Source organism: Phytopseudomonas seleniipraecipitans (assembly GCF_900102335.1).
Classification (GTDB): Bacteria; Pseudomonadota; Gammaproteobacteria; order Pseudomonadales; family Pseudomonadaceae; genus Aquipseudomonas; species Aquipseudomonas seleniipraecipitans.
The window spans coordinates 132,778-156,520 of the sequence record NZ_FNBM01000010.1 but is presented as its reverse complement, the minus strand read 5'-3'; the positions used below and the strand labels follow the sequence as shown (position 1 = coordinate 156,520).

The window sequence follows — 23,743 nt, the reverse complement described above, 5'->3', positions numbered from 1 at the left end:
GATCAGTTCCTCGCCTTCGCAACGGCAGGGCCGATCACCTGGGCGGCCAATTGCGGCTGGATAAGTTGGTCGACTACCTGAGCCACGTCGGTGCCCGGACGTACCAGTTGCTCGTCGAGCAGGATAGGCGCGGCGGCCTTCAGCGCCTTGATGTGCTCGGCGCCAGGCTGCGGATTGCTGAAGTCGGTGCGCGACAGTTGCAGTTTGGCCACTTCCAGCGGCAGCTTGGCTTCGTCGGCGAGCAATTGGGCCAGGGCATCGGGGTTGGCGATGGCCCACTGGCGCGCCTGCTCATAGGCAGCGATCACCTGCTTGATCAGCTCGGGCTGCTGCCTGGCGAACGTTTCGGTGACGCTGAGTACGCTGTAGCTGTTGAAGTCGCGGTTGCGGTACAGCAGGCGCGAACCGGCTTGCAGCTCACTGGACGCCATTAGCGGGTCGAGCCCGGCCCAGGCCTGCACGTCGCCGCGCTCCAGGGCGACGCGGCCGTCGGGGTGTTGCAGGTGGACGATTTCCACGTCGTTTTTATCCAACCCGGCCTTTTGCAGGCTTTGCAGAAGGAACAGGAACGGGTCAGTTCCCTTGGTGGCTGCGACCTTCTTGCCCTTTAGGTCGGCCAGCGACTGGATAGGCGAGTCCTTGGGCACCACCAGTGCCGTCCACTCCGGGCGGCTGGCAACGTAAACGGTGTTAATCGGCGCGCCGTTGGCGCGGCTGAGCACGGCAGCGAGGCCAGCAGTGGACGCGAAATCGGTGCTGCCACCATTGAGGTATTCCAGCGAACGATTGCTGCCCTGGCTGAACACCCATTTGACGCCGATGCCCTGCGGCGCGAGAGCTTTTTCCAGCAGGCCCTGTTGTTTGAGCACCAAACTGGTGGGGGCGTAGTAGGCGTAGTCCAGGCGGATTTCTTTCGGTGGTGCGGCGTGTACGGCGGCCGGTAGCCAGGCAGCGAACAGGGCTGCAAGGCCAACACGCAAGGCGTTCTTGGTCATGGTCATCTCCTCATTTGGATGAAGTTCCTTCCGGCCCGTTGGCGGGCCGGTCAGGAGATGTCAGTGGGGCTAGTACCTGCTCAAAGGATGGTGAGACAGAGCAATGCAAGGCAAAACGCAGCGCGGACGGGTCGGAGTCGTGGGCGACTGTAGTGTTGTATATGTGTCTGACTCGCTTCGCTCCCCCTTCGGGGCGGCACTGGCGTGCGTTAGCCGCAAGCGGCTTTCCAAGCGTTTTAACGCAGCATTGCTTACGCCCAGCAGACCTTGAGCAGATTCGTTGCTTTAAATAAGGGTCAGTGTGTAGCTCAAGATCAGGCGGTTCTCGTCGGCGTCGGTGGCGACATTGCCGCGCTGGGTCGCGTTGCGCCAGGACGCACCGAGGCCTTTGAGCGGTCCGTCCTGCAAGGTGTAGTCGAGACGAAAATCGCGTTCCCATTCTTTCAAATCACCGCTGACAGAGTCGACGTTATCGCCCTTGAGGTAGGCAACGCTGGCTTTCAGACCAGGCACGCCAAGATTGGCGAAGTCGTAGCCGTACTCGGCCACCCAGGTGCGCTCGCCAGCGTTCTGGAACTTGCCGATCTGCCGGTCGGTGATCAGGTAGGAGGAGGAACCGCCGCCCTGGTTGAGGAAGGGGAATGCGCTATCGCCGTCAACCTGCTGGTAGCCAAGGCTGGCGAAGTGGCTGCCCAGGGTATAGGTGAACAACGCGCTCCACGTCTGGTTGTCGACCTCACCTGTGCTGCTGTCGCCGGCACGCCAGTAGCCGGCGCTGCGGTAGCCTTCGGCACGGCCGGAGGCGCTGCCGTTCTTGCCGTCGGAACCGCTGTTGAAATAGCGCAGGTCGGTCTTCAGCGAACCTGGGCCGATGGCCCAGTTGTGCACCAATCCAAGGAAGTGCTGTTTGTAGAAATCTTCCAGGTTGCCGTAGTAATACTGCAGCGTCAGATCACTGGTCAGCTTGTAGTCGCCACCGGCAAAGTAGAACGTGTTGGTATCAGCGTCGCCCGCGGCCCCGGCGATGCGCAGGGCAATGTCGTCGGTGGAACTGCGGGTCTTGGTGCTTTCCAGCTGGCCGGCGGTCAGAGTCAGGCCGTCAATCTCGTTGGCGATGATCTGCCCGCCTTCGAAGGTCTGCGGCAGCAGCCGTCCATCGTTGAACGTCACCACAGGCAGCTTCGGCAGCAGAGTGCCGATGCGCGCCTCGGTCTTGGACAGACGCACCTTGGCGGTCACGCCGGCCTTGCTGTAGTCGTCCACGGCACTGCCGTCCCGCTCCAGCGGAAACAGTTGGCCGGGAGTGCGATCACGGCCGGTCTTGCCGGCAGTGCCGCCAGAATCCAGCTTCACGCCTAGCAGGCCGATGGCGTCGAGGCCAAAACCGACTGTGCCCTCGGTGAAACCGGAGTTGTAGTTGAAGATGAACCCCTGCCCCCACTCCTGCGCCTCGCCATTATTGTTGACGGTGTTCAGGGTATTCACGTCGTAATAGAAATTACGCAGGCCAAGGCTGGCCTTGCTGTCTTTGATGAAACCGGCGGCGGTCGCTTCGGTGGCAAGTGCGGCCAGAGCGACGGCAAGCGCCAGATTAGACTTGTTCATGCGTGATGCTCCACGTGCTGTATGTGCTATTCGGGTTGGCAGTGCACAGGGGCTCGGCAGGACAGCGTCTTGGCGCAGGTCGCGGCGGATTGGCATGAGAGCCCCTGATTCGGGCCCGATGCGGTGATCCGCTGTCGGCTGACGACTAATCTACGAGGTGATGATTAATTCATAAAAAGAATTATTAATTACCTTGTAGTAACTAAATTGCATATAGGAGAAGCGCCACCGGTGGTCATAACCTAATTCCTAAAAATTATTTATCAGGCTCGTTTTACATCGCTTAGCTTGTCGCTACCGGATCACCGGACTTCCCGTTCAACACTAGAAGTACGTGTGAGCCGCCACTGGCCGGCACGTGTTCGCAGCGAGAGCCGCCATGTCCAAGAAAAACTCCACCAGCAGCAAGCTGATTGCCATTTCCATAGCCGTTGGCCTACTTGCTACACCGCTGGCCCATGCCACCGAGCAACTACGCATTGGTTATCAGAAGTCCTCAACGCTGATCAGCCTGCTGAAGAGCCAGGGCACCCTCGATAAAGCGCTGGCCGATCAGGATATTCAGGTCAGCTGGCACGAATTCCCGAATGGCCAGCCTCTGCTGGAGGCCCTCAATGTCGGCAATATTGACCTGTCCGCGGATGTCGCCGACACCGTGCCGGTGTTCGCCCAGGCAGCCGGCGCCGATCTTGCCTACTTCGCCCAGGAAGCACCCTCCCCCAGCGCCCAAGCAATCATCGTGCGCAAAGACTCACAGATCAAAACCCTCGCCGACCTCAAAGGTAAAAAGATTGCCGTGACCAAGGCAGCCGGCGTGCATTACCTATTGATCGCCGCACTGCAGCAGGCTGGCCTGAAGTTCAGCGATATCGAAACGGCCTATCTGACGCCAGCCGATGGCCGCGCCGCCTTCGAGAACAACAGGGTCGATGCCTGGATTACCTGGGAGCCGTTCCTCAGTGGTGCCGAGCAACAACTACCTACCCGCATCCTCGCCGACGGCAAAGGCCTGGCCAGCTACCAGCGCTATTACCTGACGAGCGCGACGTTCGCCGAAAGTCATCCGCAGGTATTGCAGACCGTGCTCACCGAACTGGTGAAAACCGGCGACTGGTTGCGTGCCAACCCGCGCCAGGCCGCTGAGATTCTCAGCCCATTGTGGGGCAACCTTGATCCGGCCATCGTCGAGCAGGCCAATGCCAAGCGCAGCTACGAGGTACGACTGGTGCAACCGAACAGCCTCTCTGAACAACAGAAAATTGCAGATGCCTTCTTTGCTGCCCATCTGCTTCCCACGTCGGTGAATGCACGCGACGCCAGCGTCTGGAGCCCACAATGACCGCCGAAGCGCGCGTGCATGCCAACCTGCGCGACGATCCACTATTCGCCGCGCACCTCTTCCCTGCAGACTTCGGTAGACGAACGACCAAGATCGAGCGCCTGGCCCGGCGACTGGCAGCCAGTGTCGTGGAACGTGATCGAGCAGGCGGCAGTGCACAGGCAGAGCGCGAGTTGCTGCGTGAGAGCGGCTTGCTGACCTTGGCCGTACCGCAGCAATACGGCGGCCAGGAAGTGGCCTGGCCAGAGATCTATCGCATCGTGCGTTACCTGGCGGCGGCGGACAGCTCCCTGGCTCACCTGTTCGCCTTTCAGCACCTGCAGGTTGCGACCATCCTGTTGTTCGGTAACCCCGACCAGCAACGCCACTGGCTGTCTCGTACGGTGCAGGAGCGCTGGTTCTGGGGCAACGCCACCAACGGCAGAGATACCGGCCTGACGCTCAGCACCCGCGAGGAACATCACGAGCTTAACGGCAGCAAGTCGTTCTGTTCCGGTGCGCTCGGCGCTGATGCGCTGGTAATCAGCGCGCCGCGCGGAAAGAGCGCGGAGGATCGGGTGTTCATTGTCCTGCCTAGCCAGCGCGATGGTCTGGCGGTGAACAGTGACTGGGACGGCTTCGGCCAGCGCCAGACTGACAGTGGCACGGTGCAGTTCGAGCAGGTATTCGTCGACAACAGCGAGCTGCTCGGTCCGGTCGGCCCTAGCCCGCGCACCACCCTGCGCGCCTGCCTGTCGCAACTGATCCTCACCCAGCTCTACCTGGGCAACGCCCAAGGCGCGTTAGACGCAGCCTTGCGCTACACCCGCGAGCACAGCCGTGCCTGGCCGGCCTCGGGTGTGGCACAAGCCAGTGATGACCCATTTATTCAACAACGCTATGGCGAGCTGTGGCTGCGCTATCGCAGCGCTGTGCCTTTAGCCGAAGACGCCGCCCGGCGGCTACAGGCTGCATGGGAGAAGCCCGCGCTGACGGCTGCCGAACGCGCCGAAGTGGCGCTGGCCATCAGCGAGGCCAAGGTCGTGGCCGTGCGCGCCGCGCTGGATATCACCAGCCAGATCTTCGAAACCATGGGCGCCCGCGCGACCAGCTCACGCTACGGCTTTGACCGTTTCTGGCGCAACGTGCGGGTACACAGCCTGCACGACCCCATCGATTACAAGGTACGTGATCTGGGGCAATGGCTGCTCAACGGCCAAGGCCCGCAGCCGTCGTTATACGGCTGACGGGAAGGAAAAACCGCTGGTATCTAGGACAAGACGGTGCTTACCCGGCAAAAGATTAGCTCGCCTGAAAATACCCGCCCTGAGAGACGTGCCGTCGAAATGATGACCCTCGTCGACGCCCGCTTACTGCAAAACACACCGCGGGCGTACATCAGATCAGCACTCATTGTCTGATAGAGAACCTGAGAGACTCAGAAGTACGCATCCCTGAGCGCGAGGAACGCCGCCCAGGACAGCAGTCTGGCTGACCCGACCCGCCGAGACATCGGTAGCGCAAGGCTACATGAGCTGAATAGGCGTGCCTTTATAGAGGCTCTCTGGATTCAACCCGCTGTATTTTCCGCAGCGGTATCGGACGCGTGGGTACGCTCCTGCGGCTTTGACTGTGCACGCCGTGCCTTCCCCCGCTGCTGCCTGGCCTGCTGCTTGGCACGCACCGCCTGCGCTGCCGTTACCACGCCGACTGCCTGGCCGTTCAGATCCAGGCGCGGCGCATTCTCCGTCATGCTTGCCCAATAGCGACTACCCCGGCACCAGGAGGCGAGGCCCAGCTTGAGCTGCTCACTGGAAATGCCGAGTCGCTCAAGGTGTTGCTCCGCATCTTTGAGAATGCCCTCTTTGAGCGGCACCTTGGGAGCTGGATTCACCGGGAAAGCCAATGGAAAGTGCTTCTGCAAACGCCAGATCGCTTCCACCACAGGATCTTTCTCACGAGGTTTCGCCTGCTCGGAAGGCGCCCGCTTGCGCGGCTTCGTGCTCTCGGTTTTTAACGGCTCTTTTTCCGCCCGCAAGCGGTCGCGTAGCTCAGCTAGTTGCTCAAAACCCATCGTTCAGCTCACCGTCTCAATGTCGATGCGCATTATAAGGGTTTCCATGCAGTTCTTCGAAACTGTCCGGCCATTCGTATGGATATCCGGTGACAAGTCAGTGATGTCGGCGAAATCGTAAAAGGCTCCCCGACCAGCAAGCCGAATATCCTGCATCTGCAAACCACCCGCCTGCGTGCGAAGCGATCAAACAGGCTTGCGGGCTGCAGCTAGTCACTCTGCGCAAAGGGTGGCAATATGCCGTCACACCGCAGGAAGCGAACCCCGCATGGAAGGATCCCCATGGAACGTCATCCCCGTTATTTCTCTCGTTTTCATTATCTAGGCACAGCCGCAACGGACTGCTCAGGCGTATTGCCCTGGATTGCGCGCCGCTGCATGCCGAACGTTCTGCGTAGTTGCGAAAAACATCTGACGGCAAATCCAGGGCACGTAGATACCTGGGCCGCTACTGCTGCGAATACGCAGATATGGACCGAAAGGGAACTCGGCAAGAACGGCATCATCCCGCCTAATCTCTCCTTGATGACACACGATACCGGCCTTACCGAAGGTCAACTGCGTGCGTGGGTCACCAGCGCCGAGTCCTACCAGGACGGCAGCGGCTACCGAGTGCTGTTCCGGCCCGATACGCCAAAGGCGATCCTTGCGCTGATGCCTAGAATCAGCTCGGCAGGCATGCTGGTCGTGGCCTATGAAAAATACGCGATGAGCTATAAGCGTACCCAGCTCGCGGCAACAGCCTAGCGCTGCGTTTGGCGATACGCAGCCCTGCACCGCCAGCAGCCTTCAGGCGCGCTCGGCAGGCGTCAGGGCACGGTCGACCAGCACTTGCAGACGCCCCCGCGAACAACGCTCGACGCGAGCCTCCACGCCATACACGTCGGCCAGCAAGCGCGGCGTCAGGATGTCTTCGGGGGCGCCGCTGGCATACAACCTGCCGTTATGCAGCACCACCAGAAAGTCCGCACTGGCGGCTGCCAGATTGATGTCGTGCAGCACGGCGAGCGCCATCAGTTGGTGCTCGCGTACCAGCTCGCGCACGCTGTCCATCACCCGCAGTTGGTAGTGCAGGTCGAGCGCGCTGGTGGGTTCGTCGAGCAACAGCACCTGTGGCTTGCGCGCGATCAGTTGTGCCAGCGAGACCAGTTGCCGTTGGCCGCCGGAGAGACTGTCCAGCGATTGCTCTGCCAGACTCTCGATGCCGATGCGCGCCAGCGCCTCGAAGGCCGCGCGCAGCACATCGGGTTCATTGCCGACCCGCAGTGCTGCCAACACGCTTTCCAATACGCCAAGGGCGATGCCCGGCGGCAACTGTTGCGGCATATAGGCCATCAGACGGGCGCGCTCCGTCGGGTTCAGTTGCAGCAGATCTCGCCCGCCCAGGCTCAGCTGTCCGCGCATGCGCTCCAACCCGGCAAGGGCGCGTAGCAGCGTGGACTTGCCGGCGCCATTGGGACCGACCAACGCCACCAGGCTGCCGGTAGGCAATTCGGGCAATGTCAGGTCGTGAATGATCTGCCGGCGCCCGTAGGCGACCTGGATGCCGTCGACCTTCAGGTTCACAGGCGCCTCCCGCGGCGAAATATCAGTGCGACGAAGACCGGCACGCCAACCAACGCGGTGACAATGCCCACCGGCACGATCACACCCGGCAGGATCAGCTTGCTGGCGATTGACGACAGCGACAGCAGCAAGGCACCCACCAGCGCACTGGCCGGCAGCAGAAAGCGTTGATCCTCACCGACCAGCAGGCGCGCCATATGCGGGCCCACCAGACCGACAAAGCCGATGGTGCCGACGAACGCCACCGCTGTTGCCGCCAGCAGGCTGATACGCAGCAGCGAGGCATAGCGCAGCCGGCGCACGTCGACGCCAAAACTGCGGGCGCGATCCTCGCCCATGCGCAACAACGTCATACTCGGCGCAGCGCGTAGCGAGAACGGCAACACCACCGCGAGCACCGCAGCGAGGATGGCGAGCTTTTCCCAGTTGGCTCGCGCCAGGCTGCCGAGTGTCCAGAACACCAGCTGTTGCAACACGTCTTCAGTCGCCAGCAGCTGCAGCAGCGAGACCAGCGCATTGCAGCTGAACACCAGGGCGATGCCGAACAGCACCAGGCTCTCGACGCCGGCGCCGCGCAATCGGGCCATGGCTTGCAGCAAGAGCAATGAACAGCAGGCGAAAATGAATGCAGCCACGGTCACCTGGCCGCTCGGCGCCAGCCAGCTGATGGTGAGCGGATAGGCGATCGCCAGCGACGCGCCGAGCGCTGCTGCTGACGACACGCCGAGGGTAAAAGGGCTAGCCAGCGGATTATCGAGGATCGCCTGCATCTCGGCGCCAGCCAGCGACAGCGCGGCGCCCACCAGTACGGCCATCAGTGCGTACGGCAGGCGTACGTTCCAGATGATTACTCGCTCGGTGGCGCTCAGCGAGTCGGGGTCGAACACACCGGCCAGTAGCTGCCCAAGGCCCATGCCGGAGGCACCACTGGCCAGGTCGGCAAGCACGCTGACCACTAACAGCACACCCAGCATCACCACCAGCGCACAGCGCCTGGCCAGCAAACGCCGATAACCTAGCGCCGCCCGCTCCAGGTCCAGCGGCGTGGCGCCTTGCACATGGCTGTTCATGGCTGTGGCTGCGCGTCGACCCAGTAACGACCGTCGAGATCGACGGCCAGGAAGCGATTGATCTCAGCCATGGTGGCTTCGGGGTCGAGGCCGGCAAAGCGCTCCGGATGGATCCAGCGCGCCATGTTCTCGATCGCCAGGATGTTGAACGGCGAATTGTAGAAGTCATGCCACAGCGCATGTGCCTCGCCTGCCTGCACAGGGCGTAGTGGCGCGAACTCTGGCCGCGCGGTGATCTTCAACAGGCTGTCGCGAGCGGTCTTTTCGTCCACGCCGGCGCCAAGCAGCACGCCAGGCGCGCGATTGCCGGTGGCGATGTAGATGTCCGGGTCGGCAGTCAGCACATACTCCACGCTGACATCACCCAGCGCGCCGGGCACCACGCCGGCGGCGATGTTGCGCCCGCCGACGGCCTCCAGCACGCTGCCGAGGCCGCTTTTGCCGGTGGTGTGGCCAGGGGCCTGCCAAACGCCCGGCAGCAGCTCGAGAAATACCTTCGGTCGCTCGCCGTCCTGAATGCCCGCCACTGCATCGGTTACGCGCGCCAGATGGCGATCATAGAAGCTCAGGTATTGCTGCGCCTGCTGCTCGCGGCCGAGCAGACGACCGAGCGCCTCCAGGCTCACCCGCGTGTTCTTCAGCGGGTGGACGCGAAAATCGATGAACAGTACCGGAATGCCCGCCTGGGCGAGCAGGTCGGCCACCGGACTGTGCTGGGTGGGTCCTTCGCCAGCGATGCTGAAAATCGCCAGGTCCGGTTTGAGTGCGAGGATCTGCTCCGCGCTGACACTCTGTTCCGACGCCTGGCCGATCAGCGGGATGTCAGCAATCGCCGGGTACTGCTTCGCGTATGCCTCATAGGTATGCGGATCGAGCAGGCGCATATCGTTCTGCCAGCCAACTACCCGGCCAAACGGCGCCTCGCGGTCGAGCAATGCCAACGCGAAGAACAGGCGACCCTCGCCGAGCACCACGCGCTTGGGTTGCGCAGCGACCTCGACCTTGCGCCCCAGTACATCGGTGACTTCGACTGCATGAGCGGAACCGACCATCCCCAGCCAGGCGGCCATGAGCAATGCGGGCAGCGTAATCGCGCGCCGCAGAAAGCGAATATTCACAGTGATCTCCACAGGCAATCAGGTATCGCTCCATCGGCGGAGCAGGGTGTGGCTGGCGCCGGTGCGTGTCGCCAGCAAGTGTGAATGTCGACCTGGCACGCCACAGAGGGCCGGTACCAAATCTGGGCGTCGCAGATGGGCTGAGCGGCCATGGTGTTCAGAACAGAGCCGGCATCCTTAAATACAATCAGTCGTATTTGTGTTCGGGTAATTCTATCGACTAGCCTTCCCTCGCCTGAGCGCCGAGATGTATCGATAGCCCCATCAAGCATGCACTCAACACAATTCATTACATTTCATCGCGGATGGCGGTGTATGTTCTCGCCCCCGCGACCGATCTCCAGGTATTGCCGATGTCCAAGCCGGACCACATTCTGATCGTTGACGACGATCCCGATATCCGTCAGTTGCTCTGCACCTATCTCAGCGAAGCCGGTTATCAGACTTCGGCCGCCAGCCAGGGCCAGGAGATGCGTCGGCGTCTGGACGAGCAACTGGTCGACCTGGTGGTGCTCGATCTCATGTTGCCGGGTGAAGACGGACTTAGCCTGTGTCGCGAACTCCGCGTGCGCAGCAACATTCCGGTGATCATGCTTACTGCACGGGGCACCCTGGTCGACCGCATCGTCGGGCTGGAAATGGGCGCTGACGATTACCTGCCTAAGCCTTTCGACCCGCGTGAGCTGCTGGCGCGCATCAAAGTGGTATTGCGCCGTACACAGAGCTTTCCCGAGCGCGCCCGCCTCGACGAGGCCGCCAGCCTGCGTTTCGCCGGCTGGCGCCTGGACACCGCCACACGGCAGCTGCGTTCACCGGCAGGACTGGTGATCAGCCTGGGCAACTCCGACTTTCGGGTACTGCGCCTGCTCCTGCAGCACCCGAACCGCCCGCTGAGCCGTGACTTCCTGCTGGGCCACGCCTTCGAGAAGGAACGCGCGCCCTTCGATCGCAGCATTGATGTTTGCATCAGTCGCCTGCGCCAGCATCTGGAGGACGACCCTCGCGCTCCCAAACTGATACGCACCGTGCGTAATGAAGGCTACTCACTCACCGTGGACGCGGTGGAGCAGGTATGAAGCGACTCTGGCCGGACTCTTTGTATGGGCGTCTGGTGATCATCCTGGTTGCCGGCATGCTCGCCGCGCAGGTGCTCACCAGCAGCATCTGGTACGAGGTTCGTCACGGCCAGGTGCTAGAAATTCCCACTCGGCTGCTGGCCACACGGCTGGCCGACCTGCTGTTGCTCGATCGCCGTGACCCGACGCAGGCGGTGGCTCTGATGGAAGCGCTGCAGGCACCTGACTTCCAGCTGCTCGACGCGCCGCCAAACCCGCCGCCGACCGCAGTGGGCGATGCCGACCGCAATCGCGAAGAGCTGTTGCGTGAGGTGGTTCGCGAGCGTACCGGTGAAACCCCGTCGCTGCGCCTGCTTGGCCTCGAGCTGCTCGACCCGCACGGCCAGCCGGCCACCCTGCCGGTGTTGTTCGGCACAACACCGTCCAGCGGCCGCTTTCTGGTCGAACTGCAGCTGCCCAGCGGCCGCACGCTGTATATCCAGGCCACCGAGCAACAGGGCTGGACCAGTAGCTCGCCGCTGTTACTGCTGTTCGACTACATCCTGCGCATCTACCTGCTGCGTATCTTCGTGGTGGTGCTGATCGCCCTGCTCGCGGTGCGCCTGGCGTTGCGGCCGCTCAAGCAGATGGCCGCTGCGGCTGAAGCGCTGGGGCGCGATATGCATCGCCCGGCATTGCGCCTTGACGGCCCGCAGGAGGTTCGCCAGGCCGCTCAGGCCTTTAATGCCATGCAACAGCGGCTAGTCGACGGGATGGCTGAACGCACCCGTTTTTTTGCCGCGGTTTCCCACGATCTGCGCACCCCGATCACTCGGTTGCGCCTGCGTACCGAACTGCTGAGCGACGAAGCCATCCGTCAGCGCTTTCGTGACGACCTGCAGCATATGGAGGAGATGGTCGCGGCCAGCCTGGATTTCGTGCGCAGCGGCGAACTCGAGGAAGCCCGCGAGCGGGTGGACGTTGGCGCGTTGCTCCAGGCTCTGCAGGCGGATTTCGATGACCTCGGCGTCGAGGTTCGCGTGTCCGGCCAGGCGCGCGCCATCGCCGTCCACCCCGGCGGGTTGCGGCGCTGCCTGCAGAATCTGCTCGACAACGCCATGCATCACGGCAGCGGACCTATCGACATCAATGTCGACGACAGCCGCGAGCAGCTGTGCATCCAGATTGGTGATCGCGGCCCGGGCATTGCGCAAGCCCTGCTCGATCAGGTCATGGAACCCTTTCACCGCCAGGATCCATCCCGCAGTAACGGCAACGGCCGTTATGGCCTTGGGCTGAGCATCGCGCGCAGCATCGCCAGCGCCCATGGCGGCACGCTGGAGCTATCGGCACGCCCGGGCGGTGGCCTGCTGGCAACGCTGCAGTTGCCGCGCAGCACTGTGACGTCCTGAACAGGATGGGAAATCTGACCCACGCTTGGGTAACGCTGCGCCCAGGCATGACTGCACGCAGCGTGCTCAGCGCCTACGCACGTATCGAGTGAGGTGGCGAAAACTGACATTCCGGGTTAGTTTGGCGGCCCGTTTTCCAGCCGATTTTATGCCATGTCCCTACGCAACCTGCATCGTCTGACCATTCTCGGCCTGGTGTTCTTCATCCTCGGCCTGCTCGGCGTCGTGTATGCGCTGTACGCCATCTACAGCGGGCCGCGGCCGGCGGATCCAGACCTGACCCGCAGCCTGGTAATTGCTGCGGGCATGCAGCTCACCGGTTACGTGCTGCTCAACCGTAACCGCTGGCGGATGATGGCTGGCAAGCCGCGCAAATGAGGCGCCTCAGCGGAACGGCGGCTCGTCGAAGCTGCGCAGCTTGCGCGAGTGCAGCGAGTTGAGCTGGCCGCGCAGCAGGTCCAGCGCGGCGATACCGATGTGCAGATGCTGGGTCACCGCCCGCTCGTAGAAGGCGCCCGCTGCGCCCGGCAGTTTGATCTCGCTGTGCAGCGGCTTGTCCGAGACGCACAGCAAGGTGCCGTAAGGCACGCGTAGGCGATAGCCCTGCGCTGCGATAGTGCCGCTCTCCATGTCCACCGCGACGGCCCGTGACAGGTTGATCAACGGCCGCTCCTGGGCCCAGCGCAGCTCCCAGTTACGGTCGTCGTAGGTCAGCACGGTGCCGGTGCGCAGCCGCCGCTTGAGGTCATCGCCACGCTCGCCGGTCACCTGGGCGGCGGCATCCTGAAGCGCCTGCTGTACCTCGGCCAACGCCGGCAGCGGAATGTGCGGCGGCAGCACGCGGTCGAGGATGCCGTCACGGCGCATGTAGGCGTGAGCGAGCACGTAGTCGCCGATGGTCTGCGACTGACGCAGGCCGCCGCAGTGGCCGATCATCAGCCAGCAATGCGGACGCAGCACGGCCAGGTGGTCAGTGATGTTCTTGGCGTTGGACGGACCGACGCCGATGTTGACCAGGGTGATGCCGTCGCCATCGGCAGCCTGCAGGTGATAGGCCGGCATCTGGTAGCGGTGCCAGACCACGGTCTCGATGATCGCCTGCATCTCGCCTTCCGGCATGCCGCGTTCGATCACTATGTTGCCTGGCAGCACCATGCGCTCGAAACGCGAATCGGCCACCAGCATATCCAGACCGTGACGGATGAACTGGTCGACATAGCGGTGGTAGTTGGTCAGCAGAATCCACGGCTGTACATGGCGCCAGTCGCTACCGGTGTAGTGCACCAGGCGACGCAGGGAGAAGTCCACCCGCGCGGCGTCGAACAGCGCCAGCGGCAGCGGGTCGGTGTTTTCCCAGTCGTACAGCCCATCGGCCGTGCCATCGGTGGCGGCCGACAGGTCGGTACTGGGGAATACCCGCGCCAGCTCTGCAGCGGTGACGCCCGAGCCAGCGAGCTCATCGCCCTGCTCCACCACGTACGGATAGGGAATGTACTGCTGGCTGACGCCCACTTCGACGGTCAGGGTGAAGTCGGCCATCAGCGGCTGCAGTTGCTCGAGCAGGTACTTACGGAACGCCGCCGGGTGGGTGATGGTGACGCTGTAGGTGCCGGGCACCTGGACCTTGGCGTAGGCGCGCACGGTGGTGGGTACTTCGCCCTGGCAGTCGTAGGTCAGGCGCAACTCGGGGTAGCGATACAGCTCCTGCTGCTCGGCATCAGGACGGATGCGATCCTTCAGGTAGCGCTTGAGCGCCTGACTCAGGCCTTCGGTGGCGCGCTGGTGCAGCGCAGCCAGACGTTCGACGGCTTCTTCAGCAGAGTGGACGACGATAAAAGCGCCGTCTGTAGGAAGGGACATGCACGGATCCTTATCGTGGAATTCTTGCACCATAGCTGACACGCATTACAGCCTGGGTGCAAGCGTGCTGATCAAGACGGCCACGCAGTCACGATGCGCTCCAGCGCCTGCTTGAGCTCGGCACGGCTACGGGCAGCGGCCAGGCTGATGCGGATCGCGCTGGCCGAGGCCGGGCCAACGGCGAATACCTCGGCCGGCACAACCTCGACTCCGGCGGTTCGGCAGGCCGCCGCCAGATCACAGCTGGCGCTTGCCTCCAGCCACAAATGCGGCGCTACCTCGCGGCCCAGCGGCATGCGCGCACCGAGTATCCGCGTGGCCAGACGCCAGCGCTGCTGCAACTCCTCGCGTTGCCAGGCCAGTTTGCGCGCAGCGGTGCCGTCCTCGATCCAGGCGCAGGCCAGCGCCAGGCACAGCGGCGAAACGGCCCAACCGGTAGCGTGCCCTTGCGGGTCAATGCGTTTGAGCAGCACTTGCGGGCCATGCACGAAGCCCAGCCGCAGGCCTGGGGCTACGGTTTTCGACAGGCTGGTGACCAGCAGGCTGCGCGCCGGTACTGCCGCAGCCAGCGGCGCCTGGCTGCCCAACGCCCCGTAGACGTCATCCTCGATAAGCCACAGGCCATGACGCTCCACCAGTTCGGCGATGCGCTGGCGGCGCTCGGCATCCATGCTACTGCCCGTGGGGTTCTGCAAGCAGGGCGTAAGCACTAGCACCTTCGCGCCGGTGGCGCGTACCTGACGGTCGAGCGCCTGAGGAAGAATCCCGCGCTCATCCATCGCCACGCCATGCAAAGGCAGGCGCAACTGCCGCGCCGCGGCCTTGATGCCGGGAGCGGTGAATGCTTCGACCAGCACCGGGTCGCCCGCTTCGCACAACGCCAGCAGCGCCGCCGATACACCCTGCTGAGCGCCTGCACAGAGCAGCACCCGTGACGGTGGATAATGCAGGCCGCGCTGCTGCAGCCACAGGCTGCCGGCCAGCTGGCCACGCATTTCCAGCTCGGCAGGCGCGTAGGCCTGCAACGCGTCGATACCGCCACTGCCGATGAGTTGCTGCAGGCTTCGCGACAGATCATCGCTGTCGCCATCGTGCACCGGTACGTTGGTCGACAGGTCGATGCCCTGCGCAGGCGCGCCAGGCTGCTTGAGATGGAACAGGCTGGCTTCGTGGCTATCGGCCAACACGTAGGTGCCACGGCCCACTTCGCCAGATACCAGATGGCGGCGGGCAGCTTCCCGGTATGCCTGCATCACCGTGCTCGGGTTGATGCCCAGCGTCCAGGCGAGCCGGCGCTGCGGCGGCAGGCGCTCGCCGGGCTTGAGTTCGCCCTTGCCGATGGCAGTGGAAATCGCCTCGACCAACGCCAGGTAAGTGGGGAGCGTGCTGCCGTGCAGATCAGGTAACCACATTGTTTGCCATGCAATATAAAGATTTACCCATACAATGACAGGGCCGTAGCATCAGGTCAAAGCCACCCGGGGAGCCCCCAGATGTTCGACCTAGCCGCGCTACGCCAAGCCGCCACCCTGATTCGCCCCAGCGTCCCGGCGACGCCACAGTTCGCCTGGCCGCTGCTGGCCGAACGACTGGGCTGCGAGGTGTGGGTCAAGCACGAGAACCACACGCCGACTGGTGCCTTCAAGGTGCGCGGCGGCCTGGTCTACGTGGACGCCTTGATGCGTCGCGAGCCGACCACCGCCGGACTGGTATCAGCGACCCGCGGCAATCATGGGCAAAGCATGGCGCTCGCCGCCCGCAAGGCCGGGGTGCCGATCAGCATCGTGGTGCCACAGGGCAACGCCCGTGAGAAGAATGCGGCGATGGCAGCCCTGGGCGCCGAGGTCATCGAGTACGGCCGCGACTTCGACGAGGCCCGTGGCAAAGCCGCCGAACTGGCAGCGCAGCGCGGCCTGCATTTCGTGCCGTCATTACACCCGGATCTTATTTGCGGGGTGGCCACCTACGCGCTGGAGCTGTTCGAGGCGGCGCCGCCGTTGAAGCGCATCTATGTACCCATCGGGCTGGGCTCGGGCATCTGCGGGGTGATCCGTACCCGCGACCTGCTCGGTCTGGATACCGAAGTGATCGGCGTGGTAAGCGCCGCCGCAGACGGCTATGCGCAGAGCTTTGCCGCCGGGCGAATCATCTGCACCGACAGCGCCGAGACCATCGCCGATGGCATGGCCTGCCGCATGCCGCAGCCCGAGGCGCTGGAGATCATCCGCGCCGGTGCCGCGCGTATCGTGCGTGTCGATGACGACGAGATTCGCCAGGCGATTCGCATCTTTCATGAGGACACCCACAACCTCGCCGAAGGTGCCGGAGCGGCAGCCCTGGCGGCGCTGATTCAGGAAAGCGAGGTCAATCGCGGCGAACGTGCGGCCGTGGTACTTAGCGGCGCGAATATCGACCGCGCGGCGCTGGCGTCGATACTCGCCTGAGGCGCGCGGAGCCAGGCAGGGCCGTAAGGCTCAGACGCTGATCGATACCATCGAACCGAGCGAAATCGACACACCACCACCGCCCATATCGATGCTGGCCTTTTCGACCTCGGCCAGTTGCTTGTCGATGTCATCAAGTAGCTTCTCGCTCTCCTTGTCCGGCTTGCCACTGAGCTGCGCCTTGACCATCGACAGCAGCTGCTTGAGCTGGCCGGCGACCTTCTTCAGCTCCTCGGCATCGGCGCGGCGCTGCCGATCATCGCGATCATTACGGGCTTGCTCCATGACGGTTTCGGTTTGCTCGCCATTGCCGTCAGCGTCTGCCTGGGCATCGCCCTCTTCAGAAGATGCTTGCTCGTTAGCAGCAGAAGCCGCCACCTGTGCATCAGGGTCGGGCTCGACTTCCGGCGGCACCTCACTGGGCGCCTCCACCGCAGTCGCGATTTCGCTTGCTGCAGCGCCCTCGTTGGCGCCGTTAGAGGGCTGAGCGGCACCCGCATTCACAGTGGCCGTGCCTCCACCGGACGGCTCCTTGAGCACCGAGGCGGCCTGGCCCAGTTCCTGAGCCAGCTGCTTGATCTGCCGCAACGCGCCTTTCGCGGCAGACGGGCCGAGGGCCATGACCAACTGCTTGAGCATTTCAATGCGCTTTTTGATGTCTTCGAGGCGCTGGCGAGCAGCTTCCTTGCGCGACTCCTGCTGATTGGCCTGCATCGCGCGCAACTTTGCCGTCGCTTCGCGCATGGTCTTCATGCGCTTCTGGGTGTAGTCGCTGAGGGTAAGGGTGACCGAGGACTGCTGTTTTTCACGCTCGCTGGCCGCGCTCGAAGCGTGTGCGGCGGCGTCACTCGATGTTCGAGCAATCGGCGTTTTAACGGGGGCTGCGCTGCTGGTGGAGATAGTCGACATGCTGCGTCCTGCGCCTGACGAATGTGTCAGGGTATCGGCTCAGCACAGGCAAACTTGAAGCAGTAAAAAAACGCGGAAAACAAAAAGCCCCGGCATCGACCGGGGCTTCTTGGGAAAACGGTGGCTAATTCAACGCCAGCGGCGAATCAGTACTTGCTGCGGAAATCGCGCAATTCTTCTTCGGCCTTGTCTTTGGTCCAGCCATAACGTTCCTGCAGCTTGCCAGCCAGGTATTCGCTATGGCCTTCGGCGACATCTACGTCGTCGTCGGTCAGCTTGCCCCAACGGGTTTTCATATCACCGCTGAGCTGCTTCCACTTACCTTTGATAATGTCGGAATTCATGATTCGGTTCTCCTGCATACGGGGAGGAAAGCAGGCTCGGCGAGCCTGCCCGGAAACATGATCAGTCAGCAGTTTTCAGGCCGTCAGCGGAGACCGCTTGAACGCCTTTGATTTCTTTGGCTTTGGCGACTGCGAGATCACGCTCGGCTTCAGTGGCAACCACACCGGACAGGGCAACAACACCCTTGTTGGTTTCAACTTTGATATCCAGACCGCTAAGGCCGTCGTCTGCCAGGAAAGTGGATTTCACTTTGCTGGTGATCCAGGTATCGGATACAGCTTCTTCAGCTTTATCCATGCTGTTAGCAGCCAACATAGTTGGTTGGGTGGTGTTGACGGTATCAGCGAAAGCGGTACCCGCCACGGACAAGCTCAGGGCGGTCGCAGTGATAGCGGCAAAAGCGAACTTATTGATTGGCTGTTTCATGGGTAGCACTCCTAGTTATTCACAAAAGGAGCCAGCACCGTTGATGGGCCTGGCTTGCTAGTAACTATCGCAAGCGCTGTGCCAGCTTTTTAAATACGATAAAAATCATTTAAATCAATAACTTATAAAGTTACGCAAGCATATGATCCCGTGCAAACTGCAACTTCAAGCGAAACGGCTCAGGCAGATTGCACGATAAGGTCATGAGCGTCGCCACGCCGCTTACCTGGCTGGGGTGAAAAACGAAAATGCCGCTCGAGTGAGCGGCATTTCCAAGGGCTGCAGTGCGCTGATTACTTGACGACCTTCAGGCTCGGTCGCCCGCTCGGGCGCGGCGGCTCATCGTCGGGAGGCCCCTGCTCCTGGGTAAGATCCTCGACCTCGGCAACATCGGGCTGCGGCGCTGGCGGCTCCAGATCGAAGACCATGCCCTGGCCGTTTTCACGGGCGTATATCGCCAGCACTGCGGGTGCAGGCACGAACAAATTGTGCGCGACGCCGCCAAAACGGCCTTCGAAGCTCACGGCAGCATTGCCAATATCCAGTTCGCGCACAGCGGTGGGCGATACGTTGAGGACGATCTGCCCGTCGCTGACGAAGCCGGTGGGCACGCGAACCCCAGGGTACTCGGCGTTGACCAGCAAATGCGGCGTGCAATCGTTGTCGACGATCCACTGATAAAGCGCGCGAATCAGGTAAGGACGACTGGAGTTCATCAAACCTCCTGGCTTGGATACGCGGCCTGCGCCGCGTACAGAAAATGGATCAACGCATGTCCCGTTCTACAGCGGACAGGCTCTGGCGAAAACTCTCGCGCGCGAACTGTCTGTCCATGTAGTCGAGCAGCGGCTTGGCCGGCCTTGGCAATTCGATTCCGAGCACCGGCAGGCGCCACAGAATCGGCAACAGGCAGCAGTCTACCAAGCTCAGCTCGTCGCTGAGAAAAAATGCCTTGTCGGCAAACAGCGGCGATACACCGGTCAGGCTTTCACGCAGCTCCTTGCGCGCCTGCACGCGGGCCGGCTCCTTGCTGCGCGGGTCGAGGATCAGGTCGACCAGCGAGCACCAATCGCGCTGGATGCGGTGCATCAGCAAACGGGTGTTGCCGCGCGCGACCGGATAAACCGGCATCAGCGGAGGGTGCGGGTAGCGCTCCTCCAGGTACTCCATGATCACCGTCGGCTCGTACAGCGCCAGGTCACGATCGACCAGAGTCGGCATGCTCGCGTAGGGGTTGGCTTCCAGTAGTTGGGTCGGCAGACGGCCCGGCTCGACGCTGATGATCTCCGCGGTAACGCTCTTCTCGGCGAGCACGATGCGTACGCGGTGAGAATAGTGGTCGGCAGGGTCGGAAAAACAGGCCAGCTTGTTGGTCGCAGCCAAGGCGATCCTCCAGATTTATAACGCAAAAAAACCTGCGCGCCCCAAAAGAGCGCGCAGGTCGGCCATGATACCGGATGCGGTCAGTGCACGTCCTTCCAATACTCACGTTTGAGTAGGTAGGCGAACACGAAGAAGACCGCCAGGTACAGCAACACATACGTGCCGATGCGTCGCATGTGCAGCTTGTTGGGGTCTGCCGAGTAGGCCAGGAAGGTCACTAGGTTGCGCACCTTGTCGTCGAACGCCTGCGGGCTGAGCGCACCGCTATCGGGCTCGAGCACCAACTGGTCGCAACCTTCGTGAGTAAGCGGATTGCCGGTCAGCGGGTCGTACTGCTTCTTGCCGTTTTCTACCACCGGCACCTGCTTGCAGCCCATGTACTGGCGCCCTTGCAGCGTGCCCAGCACATTGGGCATGCCGACATTGGGGAACACCAAGTTGTTGGCACCCAGCGGCCGGCCCGGATCGTCGTAGAAAGTGCGCAGGTAGGTGTACAGCCAATCGTTGCCGCGCACCCGCGCTACCAGAGTCAGGTCGGGCGGCGCCGCGCCAAACCAGCGCTTGGCGTCCTCGGGCTTCATGCCGATGTTCATGTGGTCGCCAATCTTGGCGCCCGTGAACACCAGGTTCTCCAGCATCTGTTCTTCGGAAATACCGATATCCGCGGCGACCCGCTCGTAGCGCTGGAACTTGGCGCTGTGGCAACCCATGCAATAGTTGGCGAAGGTGCGCGCGCCATCCTGCAGCGCCGCCTTGTCGGTCAGGTCGATATCGGCGCTGTCCAGTTTCACATCATGTCCACCAGCCGCCAGGGAGAGTGCAGGCAACACGGCGATCAAACATGCAGCAAATAGCGTTCTCATCAGCCTGTCACCCTTTCAGGAACCGGTTTGGTCTTCTCCATCCTTGTGTAAAACGGCATCAGGATGAAGTACGCGAAGTACAGCGCCGTGCAGAGCTGCGACAGCAGCGTACGGCCCGGCGTCGGCGGTAACACGCCCAGCACGCCGAGAATCACGAAGGACACGCAGAACACCAGTAACCAGAGCTTGCTCAGCCAGCCCTTGTAGCGCATCGAGCGCACCGGGCTGCGATCCAGCCAGGGCAACACGAACAGCACGGCGATGGCCGCGCCCATGGCGATGACGCCCATGAGCTTGTCTGGAATTGCCCGCAAGATTGCGTAGAACGGTGTGAAGTACCACACCGGGGCGATGTGCTCGGGGGTCTTGAACGGGTTGGCCTGCTCGAAGTTGGGCTTCTCGAGGAAGTAGCCACCCATCTCGGGGAAGAAGAACACCACGAAGCAGAACACGAACAGGAACACCACCACACCGACGATATCCTTCACCGTGTAGTACGGGTGGAAGGGAATGCCGTCGAGTGGAATGCCGTTCTCGTCCTTGTACTTCTTGATGTCGATGCCATCCGGGTTGTTCGAGCCGACCTCGTGCAACGCCAGGATGTGCAGCACCACCAGACCGAGAATGACGATCGGCAGGGCCACCACGTGCAGGGCGAAGAAACGGTTCAGGGTGATGCCGGAGATCAGGTAGTCGCCGCGAATCCACTCCGTCAGCGCATCACCGATGAAGGGAATGGCACCGAACAACGAGATGATCACCTGGGCACCCCAGTAGGACATCTGCCCCCACGGCAGCAGGTAACCCATGAACGCTTCGGCCATCAGCATCAGGTAGATCAACATGCCGAAGATCCACACCAGCTCGCGGGGCTTCTGGTACGAGCCATAAAGCAGGCCACGGAACATATGCAGGTAGACGACGATGAAGAACGCCGAGGCGCCGGTCGAGTGCATGTAGCGCAGGATCGCGCCGTGGGGCGTATCACCGGTGCGCACGTCACGCATGATGCCCTCGACGGAGGCGAAGGCCGCCTCGGCGGTAGGCGTGTAGCTCATGGTCAGCCAGACGCCGGTGAGCAGCTGGTTGACCAGCACCAGCAGTGCCAGGGAGCCGAAGAAATACAGGAAGTTGAAGTTCTTCGGCGCGTAGTACTTGGCGAGGTGGTCGTTCCACATCTTGGTGGCGGGGAAGCGTGCGTCCACCCACTCCATGAATTTGCTCATCCTGCTTGCTCCTGATCGACGCCGATGATGATCACGTCAGCCGACTCGTAGGTATGCGGCGGCACTGGCAGATTCAGCGGCGCTGGCTGCGATTTGTAGACGCGGCCGGCAAGGTCGTAACGCGAGCCGTGGCACGGGCAGAAATAACCGCCGACCCAGTTCTCGCCGAGATCGGCAGGCGCCACCTCGGGGCGGAATGATGGTGCGCAGCCCAGATGAGTACACAAGCCGACCAGCAGCAGAATTTCGGGTTTGATCGAGCGGGTTTTCGGGTCGACGTAAGCAGGCTGCACGGATTTGCGCGAGTCGGCGTCGGCCAGCTGCTCCTCGATCCTCGCGAGATTGCCCAGAATCGCCTCGGTGCGGCGCATGATGAACACCGGCTGGCCGCGCCACTCGGCAACCATCTGCTGACCAGGCTCGATCTTGCCGACGTTCACCTTGACCGGAGCACCCGCGGCCTTGGCCTTGGCGCTCGGGTACCACGACCCTACAAACGGAATTGCAGCCCCCACCGCCCCGGCAGCACCGACCACCGAAGTGGCTGCCACCAGAAAGCGACGCCGGCCCGCATTCACGCCGTCATTGCTCATTCAGTCGTCTCCCATCCGCCTTCCGGCCTGTTGTCAGGCCTGTGATAAATAAGTGTTGGTCGCGCAGAAAAGCGGCCAGATGGTAATGAATGAAACCATTCACGACCAACGGTTATCTCGTTACCAAAAGAGTGAAGCGCTTGGCGGGCAAGGGCTGCGCCGCGGCGACGTGATGTCGCGAGCGTGCCACCTTCGCAGGCCACTATCCATTCCTGCGGCGCGCCTGCCTGAGCAGGGGTTACCACTCGCGGCGCTCGAAGGATGGTGGACAGACGCCCTCTCCAGCTCTGCTGCAATCCGGCGCGAGATTCGCATAGCCGCGCGAGGAGACTCATGACGCGCATCAACGAAGCGGTGACTTCGCAGGCAACCGCTGCGTTCAGGCACTGCCGCGCATGACAGAAGACAAATACCGGGCATAAAAAAACGCCCAGCTCCGTGAGGAAACTGGGCGTTTTTTGCGTACCGAAGCGAATTAACGCTTGGAGTACTGAGGACGCTTACGCGCTTTACGCAGACCAACTTTCTTACGCTCGACTTCACGAGCATCGCGGGTCACGTAGCCTGCTTTACGCAGAGCCGGACGCAGAGTCTCGTCGTAGTCCATCAGAGCGCGGGTGATACCGTGACGGATCGCACCAGCTTGACCGCTCACACCGCCACCGATAACGGTAACGTAGATGTCGAACTTCTCGCCCATCTCGGTCAGTTCCAGCGGCTGGCGAACTACCATGCGGGCAGTTTCACGACCGAAGAACGTTTCCAGGGTGCGGTTGTTGATGGAGATCTTGCCAGTACCCGGACGCAGGAAAACGCGTGCGGTTGCGGTCTTGCGACGGCCAGTGCCGTAATTTTGAGTCGCCGACATAATGAACTATTCCGTTAAATCTTCAGTTCTTGAGGCTGCTGAGCAGTATGAGGGTGAGCAGCGCCCGCATAGACTTTCAGCTTACGGTACATGTCGCGACCCAGCGGGTTCTTAGGCAGCATGCCCTTGACCGCGGTCTCGATCACGCGCTCAGGCGCCTTGGCGATCAGCTTGTCGAAGCTGATCGACTTGATGCCACCCGGGAAACCGGAGTGCGAGTAGTACATTTTGTCGGTGGTCTTGGCACCGGTCACACGAACCTGCTCGGCGTTGATGACGACGATGTAGTCGCCGGTGTCAACGTGAGGGGTGTACTCGGGCTTGTGCTTGCCACGCAGGCGGCTAGCGATTTCAGTAGCCAGACGACCCAGGGTCTGGCCAGCAGCGTCGATCACAAACCAGTCGCGCTTTACTGTTTCTGGTTTAGCGGTAAAAGTTTTCATTCTTTATAGCCTCAGGGGCCGCCCAGCAAAAATAGACGGCGGATCTTACTGAATAGTGCGTACTTTGACAAGTCAAAGGCAGCCGGATGCGGGCGCTATTCGGGGGCTCGGGTCAGCGCGTCCGCGTACGGCAAGAATCTTCGGCAGGCGGCGCATCACTTCCACCGCAG

Annotated in this window: 25 protein-coding genes; 7 read left to right on the top strand and 18 right to left on the bottom strand. The window is 62.2% G+C overall.

Annotated elements, in window-relative coordinates; genetic code table 11:
* Positions 1-2 precede the first annotated feature (2 nt).
* Positions 3-995, bottom strand: coding sequence for an aliphatic sulfonate ABC transporter substrate-binding protein (locus tag BLS60_RS19130; protein WP_092371364.1), 993 nt, complete (start codon positions 993-995; stop codon positions 3-5).
* A gap of 285 nt (positions 996-1,280) precedes the next feature.
* On the bottom strand, positions 1,281-2,600 hold the full coding sequence (locus BLS60_RS19125) for an OprD family porin (RefSeq protein WP_092371194.1): 1,320 nt from the start codon (positions 2,598-2,600) through the stop codon (positions 1,281-1,283).
* 379 nt (positions 2,601-2,979) lie between these two features.
* On the opposite strand from BLS60_RS19125, the gene BLS60_RS19120 reads away from it, so the two are divergent.
* Complete coding sequence (locus BLS60_RS19120; RefSeq protein ID WP_092371191.1) at positions 2,980-3,939, top strand: aliphatic sulfonate ABC transporter substrate-binding protein; 960 nt, start codon at positions 2,980-2,982, stop codon at positions 3,937-3,939.
* The gene (locus BLS60_RS19115; RefSeq protein WP_092371188.1) at positions 3,936-5,165 is read left to right on the top strand and encodes an acyl-CoA dehydrogenase family protein; all 1,230 of its coding nucleotides are present in this window, start codon (positions 3,936-3,938) and stop codon (positions 5,163-5,165) included. The genes BLS60_RS19120 and BLS60_RS19115 overlap by 4 nt, the downstream gene beginning before the upstream one ends.
* 323 nt (positions 5,166-5,488) lie before the next feature.
* Here the strand turns inward: BLS60_RS19115 and BLS60_RS19110 are convergent, their stop codons facing one another.
* Positions 5,489-5,992, bottom strand: a complete 504-nt coding sequence (locus tag BLS60_RS19110; protein ID WP_092371185.1) for a ProQ/FinO family protein — start codon at positions 5,990-5,992, stop codon at positions 5,489-5,491.
* A 282-nt stretch (positions 5,993-6,274) separates the two neighbouring features.
* On the opposite strand from BLS60_RS19110, the gene BLS60_RS19105 reads away from it, so the two are divergent.
* A complete protein-coding gene (locus BLS60_RS19105) occupies positions 6,275-6,739 on the top strand; it encodes a hypothetical protein (protein WP_143024629.1) in 465 nt (154 codons plus the stop codon).
* Positions 6,740-6,781: 42 nt separating this feature from the next.
* Here the strand turns inward: BLS60_RS19105 and BLS60_RS19100 are convergent, their stop codons facing one another.
* From BLS60_RS19100 to BLS60_RS19090, 3 genes are read right to left on the bottom strand one after another with little or no spacing between them, the layout of a single operon-like run.
* A complete protein-coding gene (locus BLS60_RS19100) occupies positions 6,782-7,558 on the bottom strand; it encodes an ABC transporter ATP-binding protein (protein WP_092371179.1) in 777 nt (258 codons plus the stop codon).
* Positions 7,555-8,628 carry a FecCD family ABC transporter permease gene (locus BLS60_RS19095; RefSeq protein WP_092371176.1) on the bottom strand — a complete coding sequence of 358 codons (1,074 nt, stop codon included), beginning with the start codon at positions 8,626-8,628 and terminating at the stop codon, positions 7,555-7,557. Before BLS60_RS19095 ends, BLS60_RS19100 begins: the two co-directional genes overlap by 4 nt.
* Entirely contained in the window at positions 8,625-9,746 is a 1,122-nt protein-coding gene (locus tag BLS60_RS19090) for an ABC transporter substrate-binding protein (RefSeq protein WP_092371361.1), read from the bottom strand. Before BLS60_RS19090 ends, BLS60_RS19095 begins: the two co-directional genes overlap by 4 nt.
* Positions 9,747-10,099: 353 nt before the next feature.
* On the opposite strand from BLS60_RS19090, the gene BLS60_RS19085 reads away from it, so the two are divergent.
* From BLS60_RS19085 to BLS60_RS19075, 3 genes are all read left to right on the top strand, one after another.
* On the top strand, positions 10,100-10,822 hold the full coding sequence (locus BLS60_RS19085) for a response regulator (RefSeq protein ID WP_092371358.1): 723 nt from the start codon (positions 10,100-10,102) through the stop codon (positions 10,820-10,822).
* Entirely contained in the window at positions 10,819-12,213 is a 1,395-nt protein-coding gene (locus BLS60_RS19080; protein ID WP_092371173.1) for an ATP-binding protein, read from the top strand. The genes BLS60_RS19085 and BLS60_RS19080 overlap by 4 nt, the downstream gene beginning before the upstream one ends.
* Positions 12,214-12,366: 153 nt before the next feature.
* Positions 12,367-12,591 (top strand): hypothetical protein, encoded by a 225-nt coding sequence (locus BLS60_RS19075; protein WP_070882739.1) that lies wholly within the window; start codon positions 12,367-12,369, stop codon positions 12,589-12,591.
* Between the two features lie 6 nt (positions 12,592-12,597).
* Here BLS60_RS19075 and amn read toward each other — a convergent pair whose 3' ends face one another.
* Both amn and BLS60_RS19065 read right to left on the bottom strand, forming a co-directional pair.
* Positions 12,598-14,073 (bottom strand): AMP nucleosidase, encoded by a 1,476-nt coding sequence (gene amn, locus BLS60_RS19070; protein WP_070882738.1) that lies wholly within the window; start codon positions 14,071-14,073, stop codon positions 12,598-12,600.
* 71 nt (positions 14,074-14,144) lie between these two features.
* Complete coding sequence (locus BLS60_RS19065) at positions 14,145-15,485, bottom strand: aminotransferase-like domain-containing protein (protein WP_092371170.1); 1,341 nt, start codon at positions 15,483-15,485, stop codon at positions 14,145-14,147.
* Positions 15,486-15,566: 81 nt separating this feature from the next.
* Between BLS60_RS19065 and BLS60_RS19060 the strand changes: the two genes are divergently transcribed.
* Positions 15,567-16,517: a threonine dehydratase gene (locus BLS60_RS19060; protein ID WP_092371168.1), complete on the top strand. Its 951-nt coding sequence runs from the start codon at positions 15,567-15,569 to the stop codon at positions 16,515-16,517.
* A gap of 30 nt (positions 16,518-16,547) precedes the next feature.
* On the opposite strand, the gene BLS60_RS19055 is transcribed toward BLS60_RS19060, so the two are convergent.
* The 10 genes from BLS60_RS19055 to rplM form a co-directional block, all read right to left on the bottom strand.
* Complete coding sequence (locus tag BLS60_RS19055) at positions 16,548-17,426, bottom strand: hypothetical protein (protein WP_092371165.1); 879 nt, start codon at positions 17,424-17,426, stop codon at positions 16,548-16,550.
* A 146-nt stretch (positions 17,427-17,572) separates the two neighbouring features.
* A complete protein-coding gene (locus BLS60_RS19050) occupies positions 17,573-17,770 on the bottom strand; it encodes a CsbD family protein (RefSeq protein WP_070882734.1) in 198 nt (65 codons plus the stop codon).
* 61 nt (positions 17,771-17,831) lie between these two features.
* Positions 17,832-18,197 carry a BON domain-containing protein gene (locus tag BLS60_RS19045; RefSeq protein ID WP_070882733.1) on the bottom strand — a complete coding sequence of 122 codons (366 nt, stop codon included), beginning with the start codon at positions 18,195-18,197 and terminating at the stop codon, positions 17,832-17,834.
* 293 nt (positions 18,198-18,490) lie between these two features.
* Positions 18,491-18,913 carry a ClpXP protease specificity-enhancing factor gene (locus BLS60_RS19040; protein ID WP_092371162.1) on the bottom strand — a complete coding sequence of 141 codons (423 nt, stop codon included), beginning with the start codon at positions 18,911-18,913 and terminating at the stop codon, positions 18,491-18,493.
* A gap of 49 nt (positions 18,914-18,962) precedes the next feature.
* The gene (locus BLS60_RS19035) at positions 18,963-19,580 is read right to left on the bottom strand and encodes a glutathione S-transferase N-terminal domain-containing protein (RefSeq protein WP_070882731.1); all 618 of its coding nucleotides are present in this window, start codon (positions 19,578-19,580) and stop codon (positions 18,963-18,965) included.
* An 80-nt stretch (positions 19,581-19,660) separates the two neighbouring features.
* Positions 19,661-20,443, bottom strand: coding sequence for a cytochrome c1 (locus BLS60_RS19030; protein WP_092371159.1), 783 nt, complete (start codon positions 20,441-20,443; stop codon positions 19,661-19,663).
* A complete protein-coding gene (locus BLS60_RS19025; protein WP_092371156.1) occupies positions 20,443-21,669 on the bottom strand; it encodes a cytochrome b in 1,227 nt (408 codons plus the stop codon). The genes BLS60_RS19030 and BLS60_RS19025 overlap by 1 nt, the downstream gene beginning before the upstream one ends.
* Positions 21,666-22,262, bottom strand: coding sequence for a ubiquinol-cytochrome c reductase iron-sulfur subunit (gene petA / locus BLS60_RS19020; protein ID WP_070882728.1), 597 nt, complete (start codon positions 22,260-22,262; stop codon positions 21,666-21,668). The genes BLS60_RS19025 and petA overlap by 4 nt, the downstream gene beginning before the upstream one ends.
* 475 nt (positions 22,263-22,737) lie before the next feature.
* A complete protein-coding gene (gene rpsI / locus BLS60_RS19015; protein WP_070882727.1) occupies positions 22,738-23,130 on the bottom strand; it encodes a 30S ribosomal protein S9 in 393 nt (130 codons plus the stop codon).
* A 14-nt stretch (positions 23,131-23,144) separates the two neighbouring features.
* On the bottom strand, positions 23,145-23,573 hold the full coding sequence (rplM, locus tag BLS60_RS19010; RefSeq protein WP_042556349.1) for a 50S ribosomal protein L13: 429 nt from the start codon (positions 23,571-23,573) through the stop codon (positions 23,145-23,147).
* Positions 23,574-23,743 lie beyond the last annotated feature (170 nt).